17 protein-coding genes are annotated in these 22,309 nt (G+C 60.7%); 4 read left to right on the forward strand and 13 right to left on the reverse strand.

Features of this window, described 5'->3' with window-relative positions; translation table 11 throughout:
- Window positions 1–59: 59 nt before the first annotated feature.
- The 12 genes from ACZRJ6_RS19685 to ACZRJ6_RS19740 form a co-directional block, all read right to left on the reverse strand.
- On the reverse strand, window positions 60–2,837 hold the full coding sequence (locus tag ACZRJ6_RS19685) for a hybrid sensor histidine kinase/response regulator (protein WP_463969171.1): 2,778 nt from the start codon (window positions 2,835–2,837) through the stop codon (window positions 60–62).
- Window positions 2,838–2,939: 102 nt separating this feature from the next.
- Window positions 2,940–4,232 carry a phosphoribosylamine--glycine ligase gene (gene purD, locus ACZRJ6_RS19690; protein WP_463969172.1) on the reverse strand — a complete coding sequence of 431 codons (1,293 nt, stop codon included), beginning with the start codon at window positions 4,230–4,232 and terminating at the stop codon, window positions 2,940–2,942.
- A gap of 162 nt (window positions 4,233–4,394) precedes the next feature.
- Window positions 4,395–6,002, reverse strand: coding sequence for a bifunctional phosphoribosylaminoimidazolecarboxamide formyltransferase/IMP cyclohydrolase (gene purH, locus ACZRJ6_RS19695; protein WP_463969173.1), 1,608 nt, complete (start codon window positions 6,000–6,002; stop codon window positions 4,395–4,397).
- An 81-nt stretch (window positions 6,003–6,083) separates the two neighbouring features.
- The gene (fis, locus tag ACZRJ6_RS19700; protein WP_042128011.1) at window positions 6,084–6,404 is read right to left on the reverse strand and encodes a DNA-binding transcriptional regulator Fis; all 321 of its coding nucleotides are present in this window, start codon (window positions 6,402–6,404) and stop codon (window positions 6,084–6,086) included.
- Window positions 6,401–7,414, reverse strand: coding sequence for a tRNA dihydrouridine synthase DusB (gene dusB / locus ACZRJ6_RS19705; RefSeq protein WP_463969174.1), 1,014 nt, complete (start codon window positions 7,412–7,414; stop codon window positions 6,401–6,403). Before dusB ends, fis begins: the two co-directional genes overlap by 4 nt.
- Window positions 7,415–7,599: 185 nt before the next feature.
- On the reverse strand, window positions 7,600–8,823 hold the full coding sequence (locus ACZRJ6_RS19710; protein ID WP_463969175.1) for a DUF3426 domain-containing protein: 1,224 nt from the start codon (window positions 8,821–8,823) through the stop codon (window positions 7,600–7,602).
- Window positions 8,824–8,853: 30 nt separating this feature from the next.
- Window positions 8,854–9,732, reverse strand: coding sequence for a 50S ribosomal protein L11 methyltransferase (gene prmA, locus ACZRJ6_RS19715; RefSeq protein WP_463969176.1), 879 nt, complete (start codon window positions 9,730–9,732; stop codon window positions 8,854–8,856).
- A 217-nt stretch (window positions 9,733–9,949) separates the two neighbouring features.
- The gene (gene accC, locus ACZRJ6_RS19720; RefSeq protein ID WP_149411080.1) at window positions 9,950–11,308 is read right to left on the reverse strand and encodes an acetyl-CoA carboxylase biotin carboxylase subunit; all 1,359 of its coding nucleotides are present in this window, start codon (window positions 11,306–11,308) and stop codon (window positions 9,950–9,952) included.
- A 17-nt stretch (window positions 11,309–11,325) separates the two neighbouring features.
- A complete protein-coding gene (accB, locus tag ACZRJ6_RS19725) occupies window positions 11,326–11,781 on the reverse strand; it encodes an acetyl-CoA carboxylase biotin carboxyl carrier protein (protein ID WP_463969177.1) in 456 nt (151 codons plus the stop codon).
- A gap of 24 nt (window positions 11,782–11,805) precedes the next feature.
- A complete protein-coding gene (aroQ, locus tag ACZRJ6_RS19730) occupies window positions 11,806–12,261 on the reverse strand; it encodes a type II 3-dehydroquinate dehydratase (RefSeq protein ID WP_133101509.1) in 456 nt (151 codons plus the stop codon).
- 176 nt (window positions 12,262–12,437) lie between these two features.
- A complete protein-coding gene (locus ACZRJ6_RS19735; protein WP_463969178.1) occupies window positions 12,438–14,399 on the reverse strand; it encodes a methyl-accepting chemotaxis protein in 1,962 nt (653 codons plus the stop codon).
- 54 nt (window positions 14,400–14,453) lie between these two features.
- Window positions 14,454–16,124, reverse strand: coding sequence for a diguanylate cyclase (locus tag ACZRJ6_RS19740; protein ID WP_463969179.1), 1,671 nt, complete (start codon window positions 16,122–16,124; stop codon window positions 14,454–14,456).
- 324 nt (window positions 16,125–16,448) lie between these two features.
- Between ACZRJ6_RS19740 and ACZRJ6_RS19745 the strand changes: the two genes are divergently transcribed.
- The 4 genes from ACZRJ6_RS19745 (at window position 16,449) to speA (ending at window position 20,871) form a co-directional block, all read left to right on the forward strand.
- Window positions 16,449–17,516: a DUF2333 family protein gene (locus tag ACZRJ6_RS19745; protein ID WP_463969180.1), complete on the forward strand. Its 1,068-nt coding sequence runs from the start codon at window positions 16,449–16,451 to the stop codon at window positions 17,514–17,516.
- Window positions 17,517–17,519: 3 nt separating this feature from the next.
- Complete coding sequence (locus tag ACZRJ6_RS19750) at window positions 17,520–18,056, forward strand: NUDIX hydrolase (protein ID WP_463969181.1); 537 nt, start codon at window positions 17,520–17,522, stop codon at window positions 18,054–18,056.
- 307 nt (window positions 18,057–18,363) lie between these two features.
- Window positions 18,364–18,735 carry a translation initiation factor Sui1 gene (locus ACZRJ6_RS19755; protein WP_017849660.1) on the forward strand — a complete coding sequence of 124 codons (372 nt, stop codon included), beginning with the start codon at window positions 18,364–18,366 and terminating at the stop codon, window positions 18,733–18,735.
- Window positions 18,736–18,957: 222 nt separating this feature from the next.
- A complete protein-coding gene (speA, locus tag ACZRJ6_RS19760; RefSeq protein ID WP_463969182.1) occupies window positions 18,958–20,871 on the forward strand; it encodes an arginine decarboxylase in 1,914 nt (637 codons plus the stop codon).
- Between the two features lie 63 nt (window positions 20,872–20,934).
- On the opposite strand, the gene ACZRJ6_RS19765 is transcribed toward speA, so the two are convergent.
- Complete coding sequence (locus ACZRJ6_RS19765; RefSeq protein ID WP_463969183.1) at window positions 20,935–22,278, reverse strand: MATE family efflux transporter; 1,344 nt, start codon at window positions 22,276–22,278, stop codon at window positions 20,935–20,937.
- Between the last annotated feature and the right edge of the window lie 31 nt (window positions 22,279–22,309).

A 22,309-nucleotide genomic window follows, 5' to 3' on the forward strand; every position in this document is an offset into this window, starting at 1 on the left:
TCCTGTGGCGATCTGACAAGCCCGCTCGCCACAAAAACAAACTCGCCAGGCCAATGGCGTCAGGAAGTAGGGACGTGCTCAGGCCGTTGTGCGCGCTGTGCCACCCAGTACTCCACCAGCTCGCGCAGTTGCGACAGCTCCACCGGCTTGGCCATGTGCCCGTCCATCCCGGCCTGGCGTGCGCGTTCCTTGTGTTCCGAAAGGATGTGCGCCGTGAGCGCCACCACCGGCGTGCGGATGCGCTGGTTGCTGACTTCCCAGACTCGCAATTGCTGGGTGGCGGAGAAACCGTCGAGGATCGGCATCTCACAGTCCATCAGCACCAGGTCATAACGCTGGGCCTTCATCGCTTGCAACGCTTCTTCGCCGTTGCTGGCCGTGTCCGGCTGCAGGTTGAGCTTGCCGAGCATGCCGCGAATCACCTTGGTGGAGATGCTGTTGTCTTCGGCCACCAGGATGCGGAAGTCGCTGGGCACCGTCACCGCTGCCGGTGCGCTCGGGGCCGCCTGGCGCGGTTGGGTGATGCCTTTGCTGCGCTGGGTCAGTTCGTCGGCCAGGGTGGTCTTGAGGGTATAGCCGGCCACTGGCTTGGCCAGGATGCGTTTGATCCCGCAGTTGCGCGCGATGATCTTGCTCGGCGCATTGCTGATGCCGGTGAGCATGATCAGCAGGATGTCGTGATTCAGGCTTGGGTCTTCCTTGATCTTCGCCGCCAACTGCATGCCGGTCATGCCGGGCATGTTCTGGTCCAGCAGGACCACGTCGAAGTAGTCCCGCAGGTGCGCCTTGGTGCGCAGCAGGGCCAGGGCTTCCTTGCCCGACGGTACGGCGCTGACATTCAGGCCCCAGGCCGTGCATTGCTGCACCAGCACCTTGCGGCAGGTGTCGTTGTCGTCTACCACCAGTACCCGTGCGCCCTGGAGCGGGCCGTCGAGGTCCGAGGTCGGGTGTTCCAGGCGTTCCGGGTCCAGCGGCAAGGTCAGCCACAAGGTGCTGCCCTGTTGGCTGCCACTCTTGATACCGAACTCGCCGTGCATCAACAGGATCAACTGACGGGCGATAACCAGGCCCAGGTGGCCGCTCAAGCGCGTGGCAGAGAGGAAATTCTTGCTGTGCAGTTCGCTGTGCAGCAGGGCGTCGCGTTCGGCGGGCTCCATCGGCAGGCCGCTGTCCTGTACGGCAATGCGCAGGCGCGGTTTGCTGCTGCGCTCATCCAGGGCGACGACAATCAGTACTTCACCTTCATCGGTCTTGTGCAGGGCGTTTTCCAGCAGGCTCAACAACGCCTGGCGCAGGCGTGTCGGATCGCCGCTGACGACCCGAGGTACCTGAGGCTGGATAAAACTGATCAGCTCGACGTTCTGCTGTTCGGCCTTGGCGCGGAAGATACTCAGGCAATCTTCGATCAGCGCGTTGAGGTCGAACTGCACGTCATCCAGTTCGATTTGCCCGGATTCGAGCTTGGAGATGTCGAGAATCTCGTTGATCAGGGTCAGCAGCTCGTTGCCGGCGGTGTGGATGGTCTGCACATAGTCGCGCTGCTTGACCGACAAGGGGGTGCCCAGCAGCAGCTCGGTCATGCCCAGCACGCCGTTCATGGGGGTGCGAATTTCGTGGCTGATTTTCGCCAGGAACTCGGCCTTGGCGGCGATTTCCGCGTTGCTGGCGGCCAGGTCGCGACTGAGGCTGAAGCGGTCTTCGATGATGCTGCGTTGGCGCTCGCCCAGGGCCAGGCTCATCAATAGGCCGCTGATACAGATAAAACCGAGCAGGGTGACGATCAACCCTTGCGGCGCCACCAGTGTCAGGCCCAGCAATGCTGGCAGGATAATCAGCGTGCCGATATTGAAAATCACCATGGCAAGCATGAACAGCCGCGCCGGCCGGTAGCCTTTCTGCCAGTGATACGCCGAGACGAACAACATGCTCAGGCCGGCCAGCGCCACCAGCGCGTAGGTAATGATGTTCAGCGGCAGGGTGTTGACGAACAGCAGCAACAACCCGCAGAGGATGATCAGCAGGATATCCCCCATCAGCAGCTTGTTCAGCGGATGGGGGCCCAGCGGCGCGAAGAAGCGATAGGCGAACATCAGCCCGCACGGTGCGGTCAGCAGCAAGGCCAGGTAGGCGCCGGGGGTTTGAATCGCGTGCCAGTTCGGCAGCCACGGGCCGAGCAGGTTGAGCAACAGCATCAGGCTGAGCAACAACAACCCTTCGCACGCCGCCAGCCACAGGCTGCTGCGTGAGCGATGGTAGGCGTAGCGGGTCAGGTTGTGCAGGATCAGCATCACCAGGCAGCCGAAGAGCAGTCCATATACCAGCGTCTGGTTCTGGTTGGCGGCAGCAATGACCGCCGGTTCCAGGGTGATGTAAGGGCGCAGTTCATGTTCCGAGACCAGGCGCACGTAGACGTCCAGAGGCTTCTGGATTTGCGGCAGGGGCAGCATGAAGTCGCTGCTGGGTAGCGGGCGTTCGGCCTGGGGTTGGCGGGTGCCGGAGTTCAGTTGCTCCACCAGCGTATCGCCGTCCAGCACGTACAGGTTCAGGTGCGCCAGGTCCGGCGCGAAGACCCGCAGCACTTGCTCGTGCTTGCCGGGTTGCAGCTTGAAACGTATCCACAACGCACTGTTGGGCTCGGCTGCGGTGATCAGGCCCAGTTCGATGGGGCTGAATTGATTGGTGTAGCGGGGGGAGCGAATGTCGCTCAGTTGCAGATCGGCCTGTTCATCAAGCAATACGGCCCAGCCACTGCCTTGCGTGGCGGCCTGGGCCGAGAGCATGCAGAGCAGGGTCAGCAGACTGACAGTGAAACCTATGGCGATCCTGAGCCAGCGCACGGCGAAATCCCTTCGTAGGTTGATACACGGGTTTAACTATGCGCGGGGCCGCAATAGTACGGCAAGGGCCAAGGGCCCCTGCCTAACCGAACGGCTAGCTGGTTACTGATCTTCGCCACGCTCACGGGCAATGGCGCGATAGCCAATGTCCTTGCGGTAGAAGCAGCCCTGCCAGTTGATTTTAGCTGCCAATTTGTAAGCCTGCTGCTGGGCAGCATCGACACTGGCGCCCATTGCGGTGGCGCACAATACGCGTCCGCCTGCGGTCACCACGTTGCCATCCTTGAGCGCGGTGCCGGCGTGGAACACTTTACCTTCCAGAGAAGCAGCTGCGTCCAGGCCTTGAATCACATCGCCCTTGGCGTAATCGGCAGGATAACCGCCGGCCGCCAGCACAATACCAACGCTGGGGCGTGGGTCCCACTGGGCTTCAACCTTGTCCAGGGCTTGGGCGAGGGCAGCCTCCACCAGCAGCACCAGGCTCGATTGCAGGCGCAGCATCACCGGTTGGGTTTCCGGATCACCGAAGCGGCAGTTGAACTCGATAACCTTCGGGTTGCCGGCCTTGTCGATCATCAAGCCGGCGTACAGGAAGCCGGTGTAGACGTTGCCTTCGTCAGCCATGCCGCGCACGGTCGGCCAGATCACCAGGTCCATCACACGCTTGTGAACCTCGGCGGTGACCACCGGGGCAGGGGAGTATGCGCCCATGCCTCCCGTGTTCGGGCCAGTGTCGCCGTCGCCGACGCGTTTGTGGTCTTGGCTGGTGGCCATCGGCAGGACGTTCTTGCCGTCGACCATGACGATAAAGCTGGCTTCTTCGCCGTCGAGGAATTCCTCGATCACCACACGCGAACCGGCCTCACCAAAGGCGTTGCCGGCGAGCATGTCGCGCACAGCGTCTTCGGCTTCGGTCAGGGTCATGGCGACGATCACGCCTTTACCGGCGGCCAGGCCGTCGGCCTTGATCACGATTGGCGCGCCTTTTTCACGCAGATAAGCCAGGGCTGGCTCGATCTCGGTGAAGTTCTGGTAGTCGGCGGTCGGGATCTTGTGGCGGGCCAGGAAGTCCTTGGCGAAGGCTTTCGAACCTTCCAGCTGGGCGGCGCCGGCGGTAGGGCCGAAGCAATCCAGGCCGCGGGCGCGGAACAGGTCCACGACGCCGGCTACCAAGGGGACTTCCGGACCGACGATGGTCAGGGAGACGTTTTTCTCGGCGAAATCGGCCAACTGCTCAATGGCCAATACGTCGATGGCAACGTTTTCGCACTTGGCTTCAATGGCGGTACCGGCGTTGCCGGGCGCGACGAAAACTTTCTGGATACGCGGGTCCTGGGCAACTTTCCAGGCCAGGGCGTGTTCACGGCCACCGCTGCCAATGATCAAAACATTCATTTCAAAAACCTCGGATGACGCAAATCTGGGAAACACAGTGATTTTCTGTAGGCGCGAGCTTGCTCGCGATGGTGGCTAACGATAACGCGGGGTCTCTGAAACAGCGCGGCGCGTTATCGTTCTTCGCGAGCAAGCTCGCTCCTACAGGTGAAAGCAGTGCTGTTAGTGACGGAAGTGGCGCATGCCGGTGAAGACCATGGCGATACCAGCTTCATCAGCGGCAGCAATCACTTCGTTATCACGCATCGAGCCGCCCGGCTGGATCACCGCAGTGACGCCCGCTTTGGCGGCATTGTCCAGGCCATCACGGAACGGGAAGAACGCATCCGATGCCATGACCGAACCCTGTACCTGCAAGCCTGCATGTTCAGCCTTGATCGCGGCAATGCGCGCCGAGTTCACGCGGCTCATCTGGCCTGCGCCGACGCCGATGGTCTGGCGGTTCTTGGCGTAGACGATGGCGTTGGACTTAACGTACTTGGCCACTTTCCAGGCGAAAATCAGGTCGTTGATTTCCTGCTCGGTCGGGGCGCGTTTGGTCACTACCTTGAGGTCTTCGCTGCCGATCATGCCGATGTCGCGGCTCTGTACCAGCAAGCCGCCGTTGACGCGCTTGTAGTCCCAGGCAGCGGCACGGTCCGTCGACCACTCGCCGCAGGTCAGCAGGCGCACGTTGGCCTTGGCGGCAACGATGGCGCGGGCTTCTTCGCTAACGGAAGGCGCGATGATCACTTCAACAAACTGACGCTCGACGATGGCCTTGGCCGTTTCGGCATCCAACTCACGGTTGAAGGCGATGATGCCGCCGAACGCCGACTCGGTGTCGGTGGCGTAGGCCAATTCATAGGCCTGGCGGATACCGCCTTCAGCGTCCGGGCTCACGGCCACGCCGCACGGGTTGGCATGCTTGACGATCACGCAGGCTGGTTTGACGAAGCTTTTCACACATTCCAGCGCGGCGTCGGTGTCGGCTACGTTGTTGTAGGACAGCTCCTTGCCTTGCAGTTGGGTCGCGGTGGCGATGCCGACTTCGGCAGGCGTCGCTTCCACGTAGAACGCCGCGCTCTGGTGCGGGTTCTCGCCGTAGCGCATTTCCTGGGTCTTGATGAACTGGCTGTTGAAAGTGCGCGGGAATTGGCTGCGATCGGAGGTCGAGAGGGTTTCGGCGGCCTGGTTCACGGTGCCCATGTAGTTGGCGATCATGCCGTCGTAGGCAGCGGTGTGTTCGAAGGCCTTGAGCATCAGGTCGAAGCGCTGAGCGTAGGTCAGGCCGCCGGCCTTGAGGCTTTCCAGGACTTGGCCGTAATCGCTGGCGTTGACCACGATGGCCACGTCCTTGTGATTCTTGGCTGCCGAGCGAACCATGGTCGGGCCGCCGATATCGATGTTCTCGATGGCGGTCGGCAGGTCGCAACCTGGCTTGTTGATGGTGGCTTGGAACGGGTAGAGGTTAACGGCCACCAGGTCGATCGGCTTGATGCCGTGTTCGGTCATGATGGCATCGTCGATACCGCGACGACCGAGGATACCGCCGTGGATTTTCGGGTGCAGGGTCTTGACCCGACCGTCCATCATTTCTGCGAAACCGGTGTAGTCCGCCACTTCCACTGCGGCCACGCCGTTGTCCTGCAGCAGTTTGAAGGTCCCGCCGGTGGAGAGAATCTCCACGCCCAGGGCTTCCAGCCCCCGGGCAAATTCGAGGATGCCGGTCTTGTCGGAGACGCTGATCAAGGCACGGCGGATCGGCAGGCGGGTAGTCTGGTCGGTCATTTCAATTTCCATCAAAAGCAAAGGAGTCAGCAAAAAAGGCGACCGTTTTTACGCGGGCGCCTTTCTGGTTTGATTGAATGCTTACAGCAAATCGTACTGCTTGAGCTTCTTGCGCAGCGTGCCACGGTTGAGACCGAGCAGCTCGCTGGCCTTGGTCTGGTTGCCCTTGACGTAGTTCATCACGCTTTCGAGCAAGGGCGCCTCGACTTCGGAGAGCACCAGGTTGTACACGTCCGTGACGGCAGCGCCCTCAAGGTGGGCGAAATAATTGTGCAGCGCCTTCTCGACACTCCCGCGAAGGGTCTGGCCTTCTTCGCTCGGCGTGTTGAGGTGCTGTTTCAAATTGACGTTGTCGCTCACGGGTGTTGTTCCACTCACTAAAGTCTCGGTCATCGTCGTCATGCGGCCACCCCTTCTCCGTCCCCTGTCACCAGGCTCTTGTAACGTTCGGCGAAAAACTCACGAACGTTGGCGACCTGTGCTTGCGTATCATCCAAACGATTGAAGTGGGCGCGAAACTCCCTGGCGCCCGGCAAGGTTGCGAGATACCAGCCGACATGCTTGCGAGCAATGCGTACTCCCATCACGTCTCCGTAGAAGGCGTGCAGGGCGGCCAGATGCTCTAGCAGAATACGTTCCACCTCGATCAACTCCGGTGCCGGCAAAATTTCGCCGGTACGCAGAAAATGATCGATTTCACGAAAAATCCATGGCCGCCCTTGGGCAGCCCGGCCAATCAACAGACCGTCGGCCCCGGTCGCGTGCAGCACGCGCCGGGCTTTCTCGGCCGAGTCGATGTCGCCGTTGGCAAAGACCGGAATCGACACTGCCTGCTTGATCGCGGCAATGGTGTCGTATTCGGCTTCACCGGTATAAAGGTCGGCGCGGGTGCGGCCATGTACCGCCAGCGCTGTAATGCCGGCCTGTTCGGCAATCTTCGCCACCGTCAGGCCGTTCTTGTTCTCCCGGTCCCACCCGGTGCGAATCTTCAGGGTGACCGGCACATCCACTGCAGCGACAACGGCCTGCAGGATCTCGCGCACCAATGCTTCATCCTTGAGCAAAGCAGAACCGGCAGCTTTGTTGCAGACTTTTTTTGCCGGGCAGCCCATGTTGATATCAATAATCTGCGCCCCCAGTTCAACATTGGCCCGGGCGGCATCTGCCAGCATTTGCGCATCACCACCGGCGATCTGTACCGAGCGGGGCTCGGGATCACCTTCGTGGATCATGCGCATCCGCGACTTGCGGGTATTCCACAAACTCATGTCGCTGGTGACCATTTCCGAGACTACAAGTCCTGCACCCAGTCGTTTGCACAGCTGACGAAAGGGCTGGTCGGTGACGCCCGCCATAGGGGCGAGAATCAAGCCGTTGTGCAATGTGTATGGGCCGATGCGTACCGCCGACATAGGACTTCCCTGTTGTGGGGCCGGATCATTAGAGTTCGAAAAAGGGTTGGCATGATACCCGCTCTCGATGACTGGATAAAGGCTGAATTGGATAAAATCTGAACAGTTATTTTCTTATCGCTGCCGGTTTGGCAGCGAACGGCGTAGTCAATAATCTGCCGTCAAACCCTGGTGCCTGAACCGATTCATTCGGGAGAGTGGAAGCTCAGGCTGTAATTCACGGCCTTGTTGCCGGGATCGAGGATGTCCAGGGCGATGTGAATCGGAGTCTGGGATGGCATCTCGGTCACGCCCGCCAGCTCGCCGCTGAGGTATTCGGCGGGTTTGAAGCGTCGGCTGGCGATCATCTGCCCGTTAAGGTCAGCAAAGCGTAGCTCCAGCAGCGGAAATGGTTGGGAGAACGTCGCACGGTTATAGATGATTGCGTCGACCACCAGGGCGCCGGCGAACTCCGGGTGGCTGCGTACCACCAGGTTACTGCTCTTGATGTGGGCGATATCGACCCTGGAAGGCACGGTGCAGCCCAGTTTCGGGCACAGCTCTTGGAACCAGGGCCGGTATTTATCCTGGCGCGCCAGGTCGTCGAACTGGTAGGCAATATATTGGCCGGCCAGGGCCGCAGCGGCCAGCAGCACCAGCAGAATCCAGAGCAGGCGACGGCCCCAGCCGGAAGGGCGCTTCTGGGTGTAGAGGTGCAGGGGGTCGTCTTCCAGCTCCTGCAGCATTTCATCGTGAGCGCTTGTGGCGGGATGGGGTCGCTTGCGGCGTGACTGCGGCTGTTCTTGAGGCTCGTCGGTTACCGGTGGCTCGGGCGGGTCGAGGTCGTCATCGGCTTTTCTGGTATGCAGCGTTGGCTCATCGTCTGCCTCCAGGGTGTCGAACGACATCGAGGGTTCGGTTCGCTTGGGTTTTCCTGCTACAGCCTTTGCCGGTTCAGGTTCATTGTCCGCCGCTTGTGGCGCTGGAGTCCGCTCATCAGCCGGATCACTGAACAGGCTGGCAGCCCATTGTTCTTCTTCAGTCTTGGCTGTATCGCGGCTGGCGCTGAGGGGCTCTTCATTTTGCCGACGGTCGGAGCCTGGTTGCCGGCGGTCTGCACCCAGAGGCTGGGTGTGCTGAATCTCGCGACGCTCCAGCTTGGCGAGTTCTTCGTCCAGGTCCAGGTTGTCCAGGTCCAGCTCTTCAGCGGTCCATTGTTTCTGGCTGACGGCGCGCGGTGCTGCTTCTGCCGTTGCCGCAGCTTGAGGCTCAGACGCGCTGGCGCGCTGCTCCAGCAATTGCCGGGCGGCATTGAACACTTGCAGGCAAGAGCCACAACGAACCACACCACGGGCCACGCTCAGTTGTGCGTGGCTTACGCGAAAGCGGGCGTGGCAATGCGGGCACTGGGTGACGAAACTGTCGGTCATGCGGCCATCCGATTCATGCAGGCGCTCATTCTAGCGCCGACGACCACTGATGCGTACCCAGCCGTCACGGTTGGCGATCGGGTCCAGCTCGAAATTCTGGGCGTAAGCGGCGGCGACGTCTTCGCCCTGCTCGGCGAGGATGCCTGACAGCGCCAGGCGGCCACCCGGCTTGACCAGGCTGGACAGCTGCGGGGCCAGCGACACCAGTGGGCCGGCCAGAATGTTGGCCACCAGCACGTCGGCCTGTACCTGTGGCAGTTGCTCCGGCAGGTACAGGGGGAATTTATCTTCGGCGATGTTATTACGCCCGGCGTTATCGCGGGAGGCTTCCAGGGCTTGCACGTCGATGTCGGTACCGACCGCTTCCTTCGCGCCCAGCAGCAGGGCAGCGATGGCCAGGATTCCCGAGCCGCAGCCGAAGTCCAGTACGTTGCAGTCCTGCAAATCCTGGCCATCGAGCCATTCCAGGCACAGGGCGGTGGTCGGGTGGGTGCCGGTGCCAAATGCCAGGCCAGGGTCCAGCAGCAGATTCACCGCGTCAGGCTCGGGGGCGGCGTGCCAGCTTGGCACGATCCACAGGCGCTGGCCGAAACGCATGGGATGGAAATTGTCCATCCAACTGCGTTCCCAGTCCTGGTCTTCGATGATTTCGCTGTGGTGCTCGGGCAGCGGGCTGCCGGTCAATAGCGCCATATGGGCCAGCACGCTGGCGGCCTCGGTGCCGTCTTCGAACAGCGCCAACAGATGGGTGTGGGACCATAGCGGGGTGGTGTTCAGTTCGGGTTCGAAGATGGGTTGATCTTCGGCGTCCATGAAGGTCACCGACACCGCGCCCACTTCAAGGAACGCGTCTTCGTAGGTTTCGGCTTGTTCTGGGCTGATGGCGAGACGGACTTGCAGCCAAGGCATGGCGGGCACCTTTGAAAAAATGAGTGTGCAGCGGGGTGGGGCTGCGGGAAGCGCGCCAGTTTACGCGAGGTGGGGGCAGAAGACGACACCGCTGGACGCACGCAGATCAATGTGTGAGATGGGTAAGCCCTGCTCCCACATTGATCATGCGTTGTTCCTGATACCTCAGAGACAACAAAGCCGCCCGAAGGCGGCCTTGTTGGGTGGATCACTTCGCTTACTGATTAGCCAGCTTGTGTTCCAGGTAGTGAATGTTCACACCACCTTCGCAGAAGCCTTCATCGCGAACCAAATCCCGATGCAACGGGATGTTGGTCTTGATGCCGTCAACCACGATTTCGTCCAGGGCATTGCGCATGCGTGCCATGGCTTCGTCGCGAGTCGAGCCCCAGGTGATCAGCTTGCCGATCAGGGAGTCGTAGTTCGACGGGACCTTGTAGCCGCTGTACAGGTGCGAATCGACGCGAACGCCGTTGCCACCTGGTGCATGGAAGTGCTTGACCATGCCAGGGCTCGGCATAAAGGTTTTCGGGTCTTCGGCGTTGATCCGGCACTCCAGCGAGTGGCCGTGGATCTTCACGTCATCCTGGGTAAACGACAGCGCGTTACCAGCGGCGATGCTGAGCATCTCCTTGACGATGTCGATGCCAGTGACCATTTCCGATACTGGATGCTCTACCTGCACGCGAGTGTTCATCTCGATGAAGTAGAAACTGCCGTTCTCGTAGAGGAACTCGAAGGTACCAGCGCCACGGTAGTTGATGTCGATGCACGCCTTGACGCAGCGCGCCAGAACTTCTGCACGGGCGGTTTCATCCAGGCCTGGTGCCGGTGCTTCTTCCAGAACCTTCTGGTGACGGCGCTGCAGCGAGCAATCGCGGTCGCCCAGGTGAATGGCGTGGCCCTGGCCGTCGGAAAGCACCTGAACTTCCACGTGACGTGGGTTGGTCAGGTATTTTTCGAGGTAGACCATCGGGTTGCTGAACCAGGCGCCTGCTTCTTCGCGGGTCTGCTTGGCTGCTTCAATCAGGTCTTCCTCGCGATGCACCACACGCATGCCGCGACCACCGCCGCCGCCAGCGGCCTTGATGATCACTGGGTAACCGACTTCGCGACCAATGCGCAGGGCAGTTTCCGGGTCTTCCGGCAACGGGCCGTCAGAGCCTGGAACGGTCGGCACGCCGGCAGCGATCATGGCGTGCTTGGCCGAAACCTTGTCGCCCATCAGGCGAATGGTGTCAGCTTTCGGGCCGATGAAAGCAAAACCGGATTTTTCCACCTGTTCGGCGAAATCGGCGTTTTCCGCAAGGAAACCGTAGCCTGGGTGAATGGCGGTAGCGCCGGTCACTTCAGCCGCTGCGATGATCGCCGGGATGTGCAGGTAAGACAGGCTGGCAGGCGCAGGGCCTATGCAAACCGTCTCGTCCGCCAGGCCCAGGTGCATCAGCTCTTTGTCGGCAGTCGAGTACACCGCGACGGTCTTGATACCCATTTCCTTGCAAGCGCGCAAGATTCGCAGGGCGATTTCGCCGCGGTTGGCGATCAGGACTTTTTCCAGCTTCGCAGGTTTCAACATCGTTGGTTCTCCGCGGTTCAAACGATGGTGAACAGCGGTTGGTCGAATTCAACCGGCTGACCGTTTTCTACCAGGATGGATTCGATCACACCGGCTTTTTCAGCCTGGATGTGGTTCATCATCTTCATCGCTTCAACGATGCAGATGGTGTCGCCCACTTTGACGGTCTGGCCGATTTCAGCAAAGGCTGGCGAGGTCGGTGCCGGGGTGCGGTAGAACGTACCGACCATTGGCGACTTGACCACGAAACCGTTCAGTTTCGGTGCTGCTGGGGCTTCAGCGACAGTAGCAACCGGAGTAGCGGCCACTGGGGCGGGTGCCGGTGCTTGCATCTGTGGTGCGTAGAACTGTTGGGCCGGGGTCTTGCTGTGACGGCTGATCCGTACGGATTCCTCGCCTTCCTTGATTTCCAGCTCGTCGATACCGGATTCTTCCAGCAGTTCGATCAGTTTCTTAACTTTACGGATATCCATGAATCGTCAACTCCCAAGGGTCGGTCAGGGGCGCTTGGCCTGTTCTTCAAGCTGTTCCAGGGCGGCCTCCAGGGCCAGTCGGTAACCGCTGGCGCCAAGGCCGCAGATCACTCCTACCGCAACGTCGGAGAAGTAAGAGTGATGGCGGAAAGGTTCGCGTTTGTGCACGTTCGATAAATGCACTTCGATGAATGGGATGCTCACCGCCAGCAGCGCGTCACGTAATGCAACGCTTGTGTGCGTAAAAGCGGCGGGGTTGATCAGGATGAAATCCACGCCTTCGCTGCGCGCGGCGTGAATGCGATCAATCAATTCATACTCGGCATTGCTTTGCAGGTAGAGCAAATGGTGGCCGGCATCACGAGCCCGTCGCTCCAGATCGAGGTTGATCTGTTCGAGGGTCACTGCACCGTAGACGCCCGGTTCACGGGTGCCGAGCAGGTTCAGGTTGGGTCCGTGCAGAACCAGTAAGGTCGCCATCGGCTGTTCCTTGTTATTGGTGTGGGTGCGGCAGAACCCGGCGACTATGCCGCAAAGCCTTTGTGACTGTCCAGTTCCCTGCAATAGGCAGCACGATTAGCGAGGATTACGCAAAATATGTGACTGGAGTGTCGTATCCGGTCATTTGCAGGGAGTAGGTCGCTCCTGCAATCGAGTTAGACGCGAAAGGCCTGCACGGCGGTATTGAGTTGCCCTCCGAGCACCAGCAAATGCTCGCCCTGGCTGCGACCCTGGCCAATACGCAGCAAGTTATCCTCACCTAACTGATGAATCCGCTCACTGTTATCCCGGATCTCACTGACTGCGCCGCTTTGCTGGGCGGTGACATCAGCAATGCGTACAGCAGTGTCGGAAATGGTCTGGATCGCGCCGACGATTTCATCCAGCGCACCGTCGGCGGCCTGGGCTTGCTGGGCGGTGGCTTCGGCGTGTTCGACCTGGGCGCGCATGCCTTCCACCGATTGCCGGGCGGCGGTTTGCAAGTTGGCAATCAGGGTCTGGATTTGTGCAGTGGCAGCCGCTGTGCGCTGGGCCAGTGATCGGACTTCGTCAGCGACCACGGCAAACCCGCGACCGGCCTCACCGGCACGGGCCGCTTCGATCGCAGCGTTGAGGGCCAGCAGGTTGGTCTGGTCGGCAATCGAGCGGATCACCGTCAATACACCGCCAATGGTGGCGGATTCTTCGGCCAGCTTTTCGATCATCTGCGCGTTCTCCTGGACCTCCCCGACCAGCGCGTACAGTCCGGTCAGGCTCAAGCCAATCACCCGTTGGCCTTGCTCCACGGCTTGGCCGGCACTACGGCTGGCCCCGGCGGCCTGGCTGGCATCGCCTGCCACTTGTTGAATGGTGGCTTCCAGCTCCCCAAGGGAATCACGAATCTGCGCGGTATCACCGGCCTGGCGCTCGGCACCGTCATGCAGGCCACCGCTCAGTTCGGCGAGGGCCCGGCTGCTGCCGGCTACTTGTTCGGCGTTTTCGCGAATGGTGCCCACCAGGTTCACCAGATAAACCCGTAAACGATTGAGAGATGCCTCGATATCGTGCAGTTCGCGGTTGGTCGCGCCCAATACGATCGCCTGGCTGAAATCACCTTCGGCCCAGTTCGACAACGCCGGCGCCAGATTGGTCAGCACCCGCGCCAGGCGCCGCTGCAAGGTGTCGATCAGCAGGGCGATCAACAGGATCAAGCCAATCATCACACCCTGTATTACCCGCACTTCACCCTGGATTTGCCCATGCTGGGCCCGCACCACGGGCTCCAGTGCGGCGATGGCTTGTTGCACTGCGTCGATTTTCAGGTGAGTGGCAGCGGCCAGTTCACCCCGTTGGCGGATTTGCTCGCGGGTACGTTTCAGCTCTGCCGGATAGCGGGTCAGCAGGCTGTTGAGCTCGCGCTTGAGGTCGACGCCGGTGTCCTGGGCCACGGTTTTTTCGCTGCTTTGCAAACCCATCATCGCCGAGAAGTCGTCGCTATTGGACTCGCTGTTGCCCGTCACGCCCAGCAATGGCAGTTGTTCCAGCACGTCAGCCTGGCTGCGGATACTGGCCACTTCCCGCTCGACATCGTCCGCCAGTTCACTGCGTCCACTGCTGACCAGCTTGTTTCTGGCCAGGGACAGTTTGGTCAAGTGTTGGGATGCCACCAGCAAGGGCGGTAGATAACGTGCCGCCTCAGGGGTATTGACGCCTGCGGCGTACTGACTCAGTTGCTCCAGGTTAGCCCCCAGCTCCCGCTCGGCTTGCAGCAGCAGGGCTTGCGGATCGCCCGCCAGCTTGCCGGCGGCCAGCAGCTCGGTCTTGCTGAAACCATCCAGATCGGCAAGGCTGGGGCGAAGGTTGTGGGCGAGGTCAGGAGGCAAATCGTCGAGGTGCAGCAGCAGGTTTTCCAGGCTCTGGCTGGCGCTGCTCAGGCGCAGTGCATCGCCGCTGGCCAGGTAGTCGTCGATATTGCGTGCGGCCTGATTCTGGAAGGTCTGAGACAGGCCCAGATAGCGTTCCATCAATAGGTAAGGGCGCTCCAGCGCCCGTTGCGACCACCAGAGCGTAGCGCCCAGGGCCAGGCAAACGGCGACCAGCAAAAGGGTGTTCAGATTCGTCAGCAGCTTCAGGCGCATGCGTGGTTTCAACCAACGGCAGAAGGATAAGTGCCTGAAGTTATTGCGCTTTCGTTACAGCGTTATGACGGACTGAGTAGAATCCGATGAAAAGGTGGCACTTTGCCGTGATGGTGCGGCGGCCTGCACACGATTGCGCCCGGCATGCTTGGCGCGGTACAGCGCTTCATCGGCCTGGGCGGCCATCATCAGGCTGTCGGAGCCATCGCACAGCTCAACTACCCCGGCGCTGAAGGTGCACCACAGGTCCTGGGGTTGGGCCGGGTAATGGATTTCAGCAAAGCGCCCACGAATTTCATCGAGTACTTTGCAGGCCGAGTCCATGTCGGTGTCGGGCATGACGATGGCGAACTCTTCGCCACCATAGCGGCCGATAAAGTCGGTCTTGCGCAGTCGCTGCTTGAGAAATAGCGCCAGACTCTTGATCACGCGGTCGCCCATGGGATGGCCGTGGCTGTCGTTGACCCGCTTGAAGTGGTCGATGTCGAGCATGGCAAAACTCAACGGCTTGTCCTCGCGACGGGCGCGGAAGCTGCAGTCTTCCAGCAGTTGCAGGATATGGGTGTGGTTGTACAGCCCGGTCAGGCTGTCGCGCACCATTCGCGCCTTGAGATGCCGGGCCCTTGCTGCGCGGTTGCGTACGGTGGTGATCAGGTGCCGTGGCTTGATCGGTTTGGTGAGGAAGTCATCGCCGCCTTCACTCATGGCGTCCAGTTGCTTGTCCAGGTCGTCTTCGGCCGACAGGTAAATAATCGGCACGCTGACATAGCGGTCGTTGTGGCGAATGACCTTGGCCAGTTCGGTGCCGGTACAGGTGGGCATGTACATGTCGAGGATGATCAGGTCAGGCTGGAAATCCGCCAGCTCGGCCATGGCCTGGATCGGCTCGATCAGGGTGCGGGTGACGATGCCGGCACTGTTGAGCAGGCGCTCGGTGTGCATGGCCTGGGCGCGGGAGTCGTCGATGATCAGCACTTTATAGGGCTCGTACTGGGCGACGCAGGTCAGCACCTCGATTTTTTCCAGCAGACTCGATGCTTCCAGCGTGCCGGTCAGAAACTCCTGGCCCCCGGCGCGCACGGCGGCCAGGCGAGTCGGGGTGTCGGTTTCGTGCAGGCTGAAAAACAGCAGCGGCAGTTTCTGCTCCAGGCCTTCCTGGGCTTCGGCCGCCAATAGCAGGCCCAGGCCTGTACCGCAGAAGTCCACGTCGATCACAATCGCCGCCGGCAAGCGCTCGGCCATGGATGAGCGAAATGCCGCCACGCTGTCCAGGGATTTTGCGCTCAAGCCGAAGAACTCCAGCTGCTTGGCCAGGCGCTCGGCGCGGTCGTGATCGGCCAGCATCACGTAGATCGGTTTGCGCATCGGGGGCAGCGAGGTTTGTTCCAACTGGTCGCCCTGGCGCAAGCCGGTGCGAGACAGGCGCTGCATCAAGCGGTTGAGTTCGGTGATCAGGTTGCTGCTCAAGCGGCCGCGATTATCGTCTACAGCTTTGAGTGATTCGATGATGTGCCGCGCCAGTTGGCCGTGTTCCGGCTGTTCGAAGCGCTCGGCGAAACGCAGCAGGCGCAGGTTGGCTTCGCTGAGTTCGGATAAATCGGCGCTCGACCATTCGCTGCGTTGCAGGCGCTGCCAGATCTCAAGGATTTGACGCGCCTGATGAATTACCCGCTGGGCAAAATGGTGCTTGAGGCGCTCACGGCTGGGGTCTTCTGGCTCGGTCATATCCTGACTACTAGTAAGGGTGCATGCTGAGGTCGACTGATGGCTCCATGCTATCATCTCTTTCCATTCGCACGAGTGTCATACGTCAATTAACTGCAAGGTCATGCTTATTCATTTACTGACCGCAGGGTCGCAGGGACAGATAGGCGCATAGGCGCATAGGCGCAAAAGCGCCCATCCTTTATAGTTGAGCGCCGCCCAAATGCCACCTTGATTTAAAAGCACCGCACAGACTGGCACGATGGGGTAGGGTTGTGGTCGTAGCTATTGAACGCACGCCATCGACTCAAGTGCATGAACTCAAGTGATTGAAAGGATATCGCCATGCTGGACTGGAAAAACCGTGCAGGCAGCGCACCGGGCCCAAGCCCTGCGCCCAAGTCAGCTCCCCGCAGCTATTTGCGTGGCCTGCTGATGAGCCGCGCCTTGCTCTCCCTTGTGGCCCTTTACCTGCTGGTCAGCGGTGGCCTGGGCTGGTATTGGAGCCAGGAGCCGGCCTTGTTTCCGGTCCAGCAGAACGCCCAGATTGCCGCCGAGAAAGACGGCAAGCAAATGGTGTTGGGCTTCACCACCGTCGAAACCCTCAAGACCGTCGTTGGCACGTTGCTCAACAAACCGGGCGGCTATATCTCCAATGACCGATTCCCGCCGGGCCTGTGGATGGACAACACGCCGAGTTGGGAATATGGCGTGCTGGTCCAGGTCCGTGACCTGACCCGCGCCCTGCGCAAGGACTTCGCCCGGTCCCAGTCGCAGTCGGCGGAAGATGCGGACTTGGCCAAGGCTGAGCCGCGCTTCAACTTCGACAACAGGAGTTGGGTGCTGCCGTCCAGCGAATCGGAATACCAGGATGGCATCAACTCCCTGAGCCGCTATGAAGCACGGTTGTCGGACCCTAATCAGAAAGGCGCGCTGTTCTATGCCCGCGCCGACAACCTGAATAACTGGCTCGGCGATGTTGCCACTCGCCTGGGGTCGTTGTCGCAACGGCTGTCGGCCAGCGTCGGCCGGGTCAAGCTCAACACCGCACTGAAAACCGAAGCCCTGGCACCGGGTGAAGTACCGCAGGTCGATGAAGAAGTGGTGGAAACCCCATGGATGCAGATCGACAACGTGTTCTATGAGGCGCGCGGCCAGGCCTGGGCGCTGTCTCATTTGTTGCGTGCCATCGAAGTCGACTTCGCCGACGTACTGGCCAAGAAGAACGCCACGGTCAGCGTGCGTCAGATCATTCGTGAACTGGAAGCCTCGCAAGAGCCGGTGTGGAGCCCAATGATCCTCAATGGCAGCGGCTTCGGCGTGTTGGCTAACCATTCGCTGGTGATGGCCAACTACATTTCCCGGGCCAACGCAGCGGTGATCGATTTGCGTCAACTGCTTAACCAGGGTTGAGTCATGGTCGATAGTACCCAAGAGGCCGCCCACCGTGCGGCCTCGGATGCCGAACAGATTGCCTGGGTCGACGAGCAGGACAACCTGCTCGGCGCTCTGGTGCGCTCCGATTTACGCGAGCGTGGCCTGATCGGGCGAGGCACCTACATCATGCTGTTCAATTCTGCCGGTGAGCTGTGCGTGCATCGGCGCACTCTGAGCAAGGCTATTTACCCCGGTTACTGGGATGTGGCCGCGGGCGGCATGGTTGCTGCCGGAGAGACCTACGCCGATTCGGCTGCCCGTGAGCTGGAAGAGGAGTTGGGCGTCAGCGGTGTTGAACTGACCGCCCATGACCACTTCTTCTTTGAAGACACCGGCAACCGGCTGTGGTGTTCGGCGTTCTCGGCGGTGTGGGATGGGCCTTTGCATCTGCAGCCCGAAGAAGTGCTGGAAGCGCGCTTCATGCCTGTCGAAGCGGTGCTCAAAGATATCGAAGAAAAGCCCTACTGCCCGGACTCCCTGGCCGCGCTGCATCGTTATCTGGCCTCACATCGCTAAGGTTGCATAAAATTGCGCTATTTGACTCTTAGCAAGTGGGCTTTTTGTCGTTACACTGCGCGACTTTTCAAGCTGAACCGCCTTTGCTTCATCATGTAGGAGCGAGCTTGCTCGCGAAGGACGTCAACGATAACGCGGGCTGCCAGACAGCACGCACCGTCCTCAGGTTTTTCGCGAGCAAGCTCGCTCCTACAGGTTTTTGAAGTGTTTGCGGTTCAGTAGCGCTGCCCCTGCCTGAGTGGGGCTTCGCGGTCGGTGACCCTTTTGCGGGCGCTGATCAGTCTTTGTCCTCCCAAGAGGATTGCCGGTGGCCAAAAAAGCCGCATCCTTCGCCGCCCTTGGTGGCCTGGTATTTTCCACCGACGCAGGTCGACATTGCCCGGACTGTCGCCAGCCCGTGGACGCCTGTACCTGCAAACAAACCCTGATCCCTGAAGGCGATGGCATTGCCCGCGTACGTCGCGAGAGCAAGGGCCGCGGCGGCAAGACGGTGACGACCATCACCGGCGTACCGTTGGCCGAGGATGCGCTCAAGGAGTTGGCCACCACGCTGAAGAAGCGTTGTGGCACCGGTGGCGCCCTGAAAGACGGGGTCATCGAAATCCAGGGCGATCACGTCGAATTGCTGTTGGCCGAGCTGATCAAGCTCGGTTACAAGGCGAAGAAGTCCGGCGGCTAGCAGCCTCTGTGAAAACCACCTCCCCGATGAGCCCGATGCCTTGCAGTTCAAGGCCAGGCCGTCGCTCTCATGGTTTTCACAGAGCCTGTTTCTGACTGGTGTCTAAACTCTGTCCTGTAAGCGGGGTCTACCCCTCTCACAGGCAAATCGTCATTTTCATTCTTTAGACTGCGCCAGCCTCTGAATTGGGTGGCGCTCTTCGACTTTATATAGGGGACTTCGATGTCCGTACGACGCACACGCAAAGACGATGGTAGCCAATGGACAGTTGCGGACAGCCGTAGTGTTTACGGAATTCGCCATTGGGGGGCCGGGTATTTCGCGATCAATGACGCCGGTCGCGTCGAGGTTCGTCCGAACGGCCCCAGCAGTTCACCCATCGATTTGTACGAGCAAGTGGAGCAGTTGCGCAAAAGCGGCCTGTCCTTGCCTCTGTTGGTGCGCTTTCCGGACATTCTGCAAGACCGCGTGCGTCAGTTGACCGGTGCCTTCGACGCCAATATCGAGCGCCTGGAATACCAGAGCAAATACACCGCGCTGTACCCGATCAAGGTCAACCAGCAGGAAGCGGTGATTGAAAACATCATCGCTACCCAGGACGTGTCCATTGGCCTGGAAGCCGGCTCCAAGCCGGAACTGCTGGCAGTCCTGGCCCTGGCGCCGAAGGGCGGCACCATCGTCTGCAACGGCTACAAGGACCGCGAGTTCATCCGCCTGGCGCTGATGGGCCAGAAGCTGGGCCACAACGTCTTTATCGTGATCGAGAAAGAGTCCGAAGTCAGCCTGGTGATCGAAGAAGCCGCCAACCTCAAGGTCAAGCCTCAGATCGGGCTGCGAGTGCGTCTGTCGTCGCTGGCGTCGAGCAAGTGGGCGGACACCGGTGGCGAGAAATCCAAGTTCGGCTTGTCGGCCGCGCAGTTGTTGTCGGTGGTTGAGCGTTTCCGCGCCGCCAGCCTGGACCAGGGCATTCGCCTGTTGCACTTCCATATGGGCTCGCAGATCGCCAACCTGGCGGACTACCAGCACGGGTTCAAGGAAGCCATTCGTTACTACGGCGAACTGCGCAACCTCGGCCTGCCGGTGGACCACATCGACGTCGGCGGCGGCCTGGGTGTCGACTACGACGGTACTCATTCGCGCAACGCCAGTTCGATCAACTACGACATGGACGATTACGCCGGTGTCGTGGTCGGCATGCTCAAGGAATTCTGCGACGCCCAGAACCTGCCGCACCCGAACATCTTCTCCGAGAGCGGCCGTTCCCTGACCGCCCACCACGCCATACTGGTGGTGCAAGTCACCGACGTCGAAAAACACAACGACGACGTGCCGGCGATCGAGAACAAGGAAAATCTGCCGGAGACCGTGCAATGGCTGGTGGACCTGCTGGGTCCGACCGACATTGAAATGGTCACCGAAACCTACTGGCGCGCCACCCACTACATGAGCGACGTGGCCTCCCAGTACGCCGACGGCAAACTGACCCTGGCAGAAAAAGCCCTGGCCGAGCAGTGCTACTTCGCGGTGTGCCGCCGTCTGCACAACTCGTTGAAGGCTCGTCAGCGCTCCCATCGCCAAGTGTTGGACGAACTCAACGACAAGCTCGCCGACAAGTACATCTGCAACTTCTCGGTGTTCCAGAGCCTGCCGGACACCTGGGCCATCGGCCAGGTGCTGCCGATCCTGCCGTTGCACCGTCTCGACGAAGAGCCGATGCGCCGCGCCGTGCTGCAAGACCTGACCTGCGACTCCGACGGCAAGATCAAGCAATACGTCGACGAGCAGAGCATTGAAACCAGCCTGCCGGTCCATGCCTTGAACGAAGGAGAGGATTACCTGCTGGGGATTTTCCTGGTGGGCGCCTACCAGGAAATTCTCGGTGACATGCACAACCTGTTCGGTGACACCGACTCGGTGAACCTCTACCAGAAGGAGGACGGTTCGGTGTACAGCGCTGGGATCGAAACCCACGACACCATCGAAGACATGCTGCGCTATGTGCACTTGTCGCCGGAAGAGTTGATGACTCACTACCGTGACAAGTGCGCCAGCGCCAAGATCACGGCGGCGGAGCGGACCCAGTTCCTCGATGCATTACGTCTGGGGCTGACGCGCTCTTCGTACCTGTCGTCTTGAGTCGTTAGCGGCTAAACAAAACCCACCGTTGCTGGTGGGTTTTTTTATGTTCGCTCGGCGGATTCAACCTTGGGAGAACCATCGATCCTGGTGGCTCAAGTGCCAGGCGAAGGCGGCCAGGATCACGCTGCGCAGGACCATGAACAACAGGAAGGTCAGCCACAGTCCGTGATTGCCAAAACCTTGCAGCGCCCAGGCAAACGGTAGCAAAAGGGCGACACTCAGCAGCATGCCGTTGCGCATTTCGCGCGCGCGGGTGGCACCGATGAACAGCCCATCCAGCAGATAACTCCACACCGCAACCAGCGGCAGTACCGCCAGGTACGGTAAGTAGATGAACGCCGTTTCGCGCACGCTGGGAATGTCGGTCTGCATGGCAATAAACAAGTGGCCGGCAACGGCGAAGAGCAGGGCGAAGGCGGCGCTGGCCAGCAGTGACCAGCCGCAGGCGACCACCAGCGTGCGGCGCAAGGCCTGACGGTCGTGGGCGCCGATGGCATGGCCGCACAGCGCTTCGACGGCGTGGGCCAGTCCGTCCAGTGCGTGGGCGGTGAGCAACAGGCCGTTGAGTAGTAACGCATTAGCTGCCACGGTGGCATCGCCCAAACGAGCACCTTGCACGGTGATCATGAAAAACACCGATTGCAGGGCCAGGCTGCGGATAAAGATGTCGCGGTTGACCGCCAGCAAAGGGCGCCAGCTTGCCCAAATCGTCAAGGCCGCCCAGGCGATATGGCCGGGGTAAGCGCGCAGGGCTTTTTGCGTCAGCGCCAGGCCCAGCAGGGCGCCGGTCCATTCGGCGATTACCGAGGCGCGAGCCGAACCCACCACGCCCCAATCCAGGCCCATGACGAACCACAGGTTCAGGGCGATGTTCACCAGATTGGTGGTCAACAGGATTGCCAGCGGTGCGCGGGCGTTCTGGGTGCCGAGGAACCAGCCAACCAAGGCATAACTGGCCAGGGCGGCAGGCAGGCCGAACAGGCGGGTGTGGAAAAAATCGCGGGTCAGCTGACTCAGCTCAGGCGAAGGTTGCATCCAGTCCAGTACCAGGCCGCTCAGTGGAACCCCAATGGTCCCCAGCACCATCGCCAATCCCAGCGCCAGCAGCAAACCCTGCAACAGAATCTGCCGCAACGCCGCACCATCCCCGCGCCCGGCAGCCTGGGCGGCAAACCCGGTGGAACCCATGCGCAGAAACCCCATGGCCCAGGCCAGGAAGGTATACAGGCTGGCGCCGACGGCTACGGCACCGAGTTGATGAGCATGGGGTAGATGGCCGATGACCATGCTGTCCACCAGCGCCACCAGCGGCACCGAGATATTCGACAGAATCATTGGCGCCGCCAGGGCCCAGACGCGGCGATGGGTGGGGCGGTGGCGCCAGTCGGTAAGTAGGGTGGACATGCAGGCTCCTTTGGGGAGCGGCATTGTAACT

The organism is Pseudomonas sp. C321 (genome assembly GCF_055407105.1).

Bases quoted from the DNA above. Each gene is read 5' to 3' on its own strand.
- purD (WP_463969172.1), bottom strand. From the start codon at position 4,232: ATGAATGTTTTGATCATTGGCAGCGGTGGCCGTGAACACGCCCTGGCC.
- purH (WP_463969173.1), bottom strand. From the start codon at position 6,002: ATGACCGACCAGACTACCCGCCTGCCGATCCGCCGTGCCTTGATCAGC.
- fis (WP_042128011.1), bottom strand. From the start codon at position 6,404: ATGACGACGATGACCGAGACTTTAGTGAGTGGAACAACACCCGTGAGC.
- dusB (WP_463969174.1), bottom strand. From the start codon at position 7,414: ATGTCGGCGGTACGCATCGGCCCATACACATTGCACAACGGCTTGATT.
- ACZRJ6_RS19710 (WP_463969175.1), bottom strand. From the start codon at position 8,823: ATGACCGACAGTTTCGTCACCCAGTGCCCGCATTGCCACGCCCGCTTT.
- prmA (WP_463969176.1), bottom strand. From the start codon at position 9,732: ATGCCTTGGCTGCAAGTCCGTCTCGCCATCAGCCCAGAACAAGCCGAA.
- accC (WP_149411080.1), bottom strand. From the start codon at position 11,308: ATGTTGAAACCTGCGAAGCTGGAAAAAGTCCTGATCGCCAACCGCGGC.
- accB (WP_463969177.1), bottom strand. From the start codon at position 11,781: ATGGATATCCGTAAAGTTAAGAAACTGATCGAACTGCTGGAAGAATCC.
- aroQ (WP_133101509.1), bottom strand. From the start codon at position 12,261: ATGGCGACCTTACTGGTTCTGCACGGACCCAACCTGAACCTGCTCGGC.
- ACZRJ6_RS19735 (WP_463969178.1), bottom strand. From the start codon at position 14,399: ATGCGCCTGAAGCTGCTGACGAATCTGAACACCCTTTTGCTGGTCGCC.
- ACZRJ6_RS19740 (WP_463969179.1), bottom strand. From the start codon at position 16,124: ATGACCGAGCCAGAAGACCCCAGCCGTGAGCGCCTCAAGCACCATTTT.
- ACZRJ6_RS19745 (WP_463969180.1), top strand. From the start codon at position 16,449: ATGCTGGACTGGAAAAACCGTGCAGGCAGCGCACCGGGCCCAAGCCCT.
- ACZRJ6_RS19750 (WP_463969181.1), top strand. From the start codon at position 17,520: ATGGTCGATAGTACCCAAGAGGCCGCCCACCGTGCGGCCTCGGATGCC.
- speA (WP_463969182.1), top strand. From the start codon at position 18,958: ATGTCCGTACGACGCACACGCAAAGACGATGGTAGCCAATGGACAGTT.
- ACZRJ6_RS19765 (WP_463969183.1), bottom strand. From the start codon at position 22,278: ATGTCCACCCTACTTACCGACTGGCGCCACCGCCCCACCCATCGCCGC.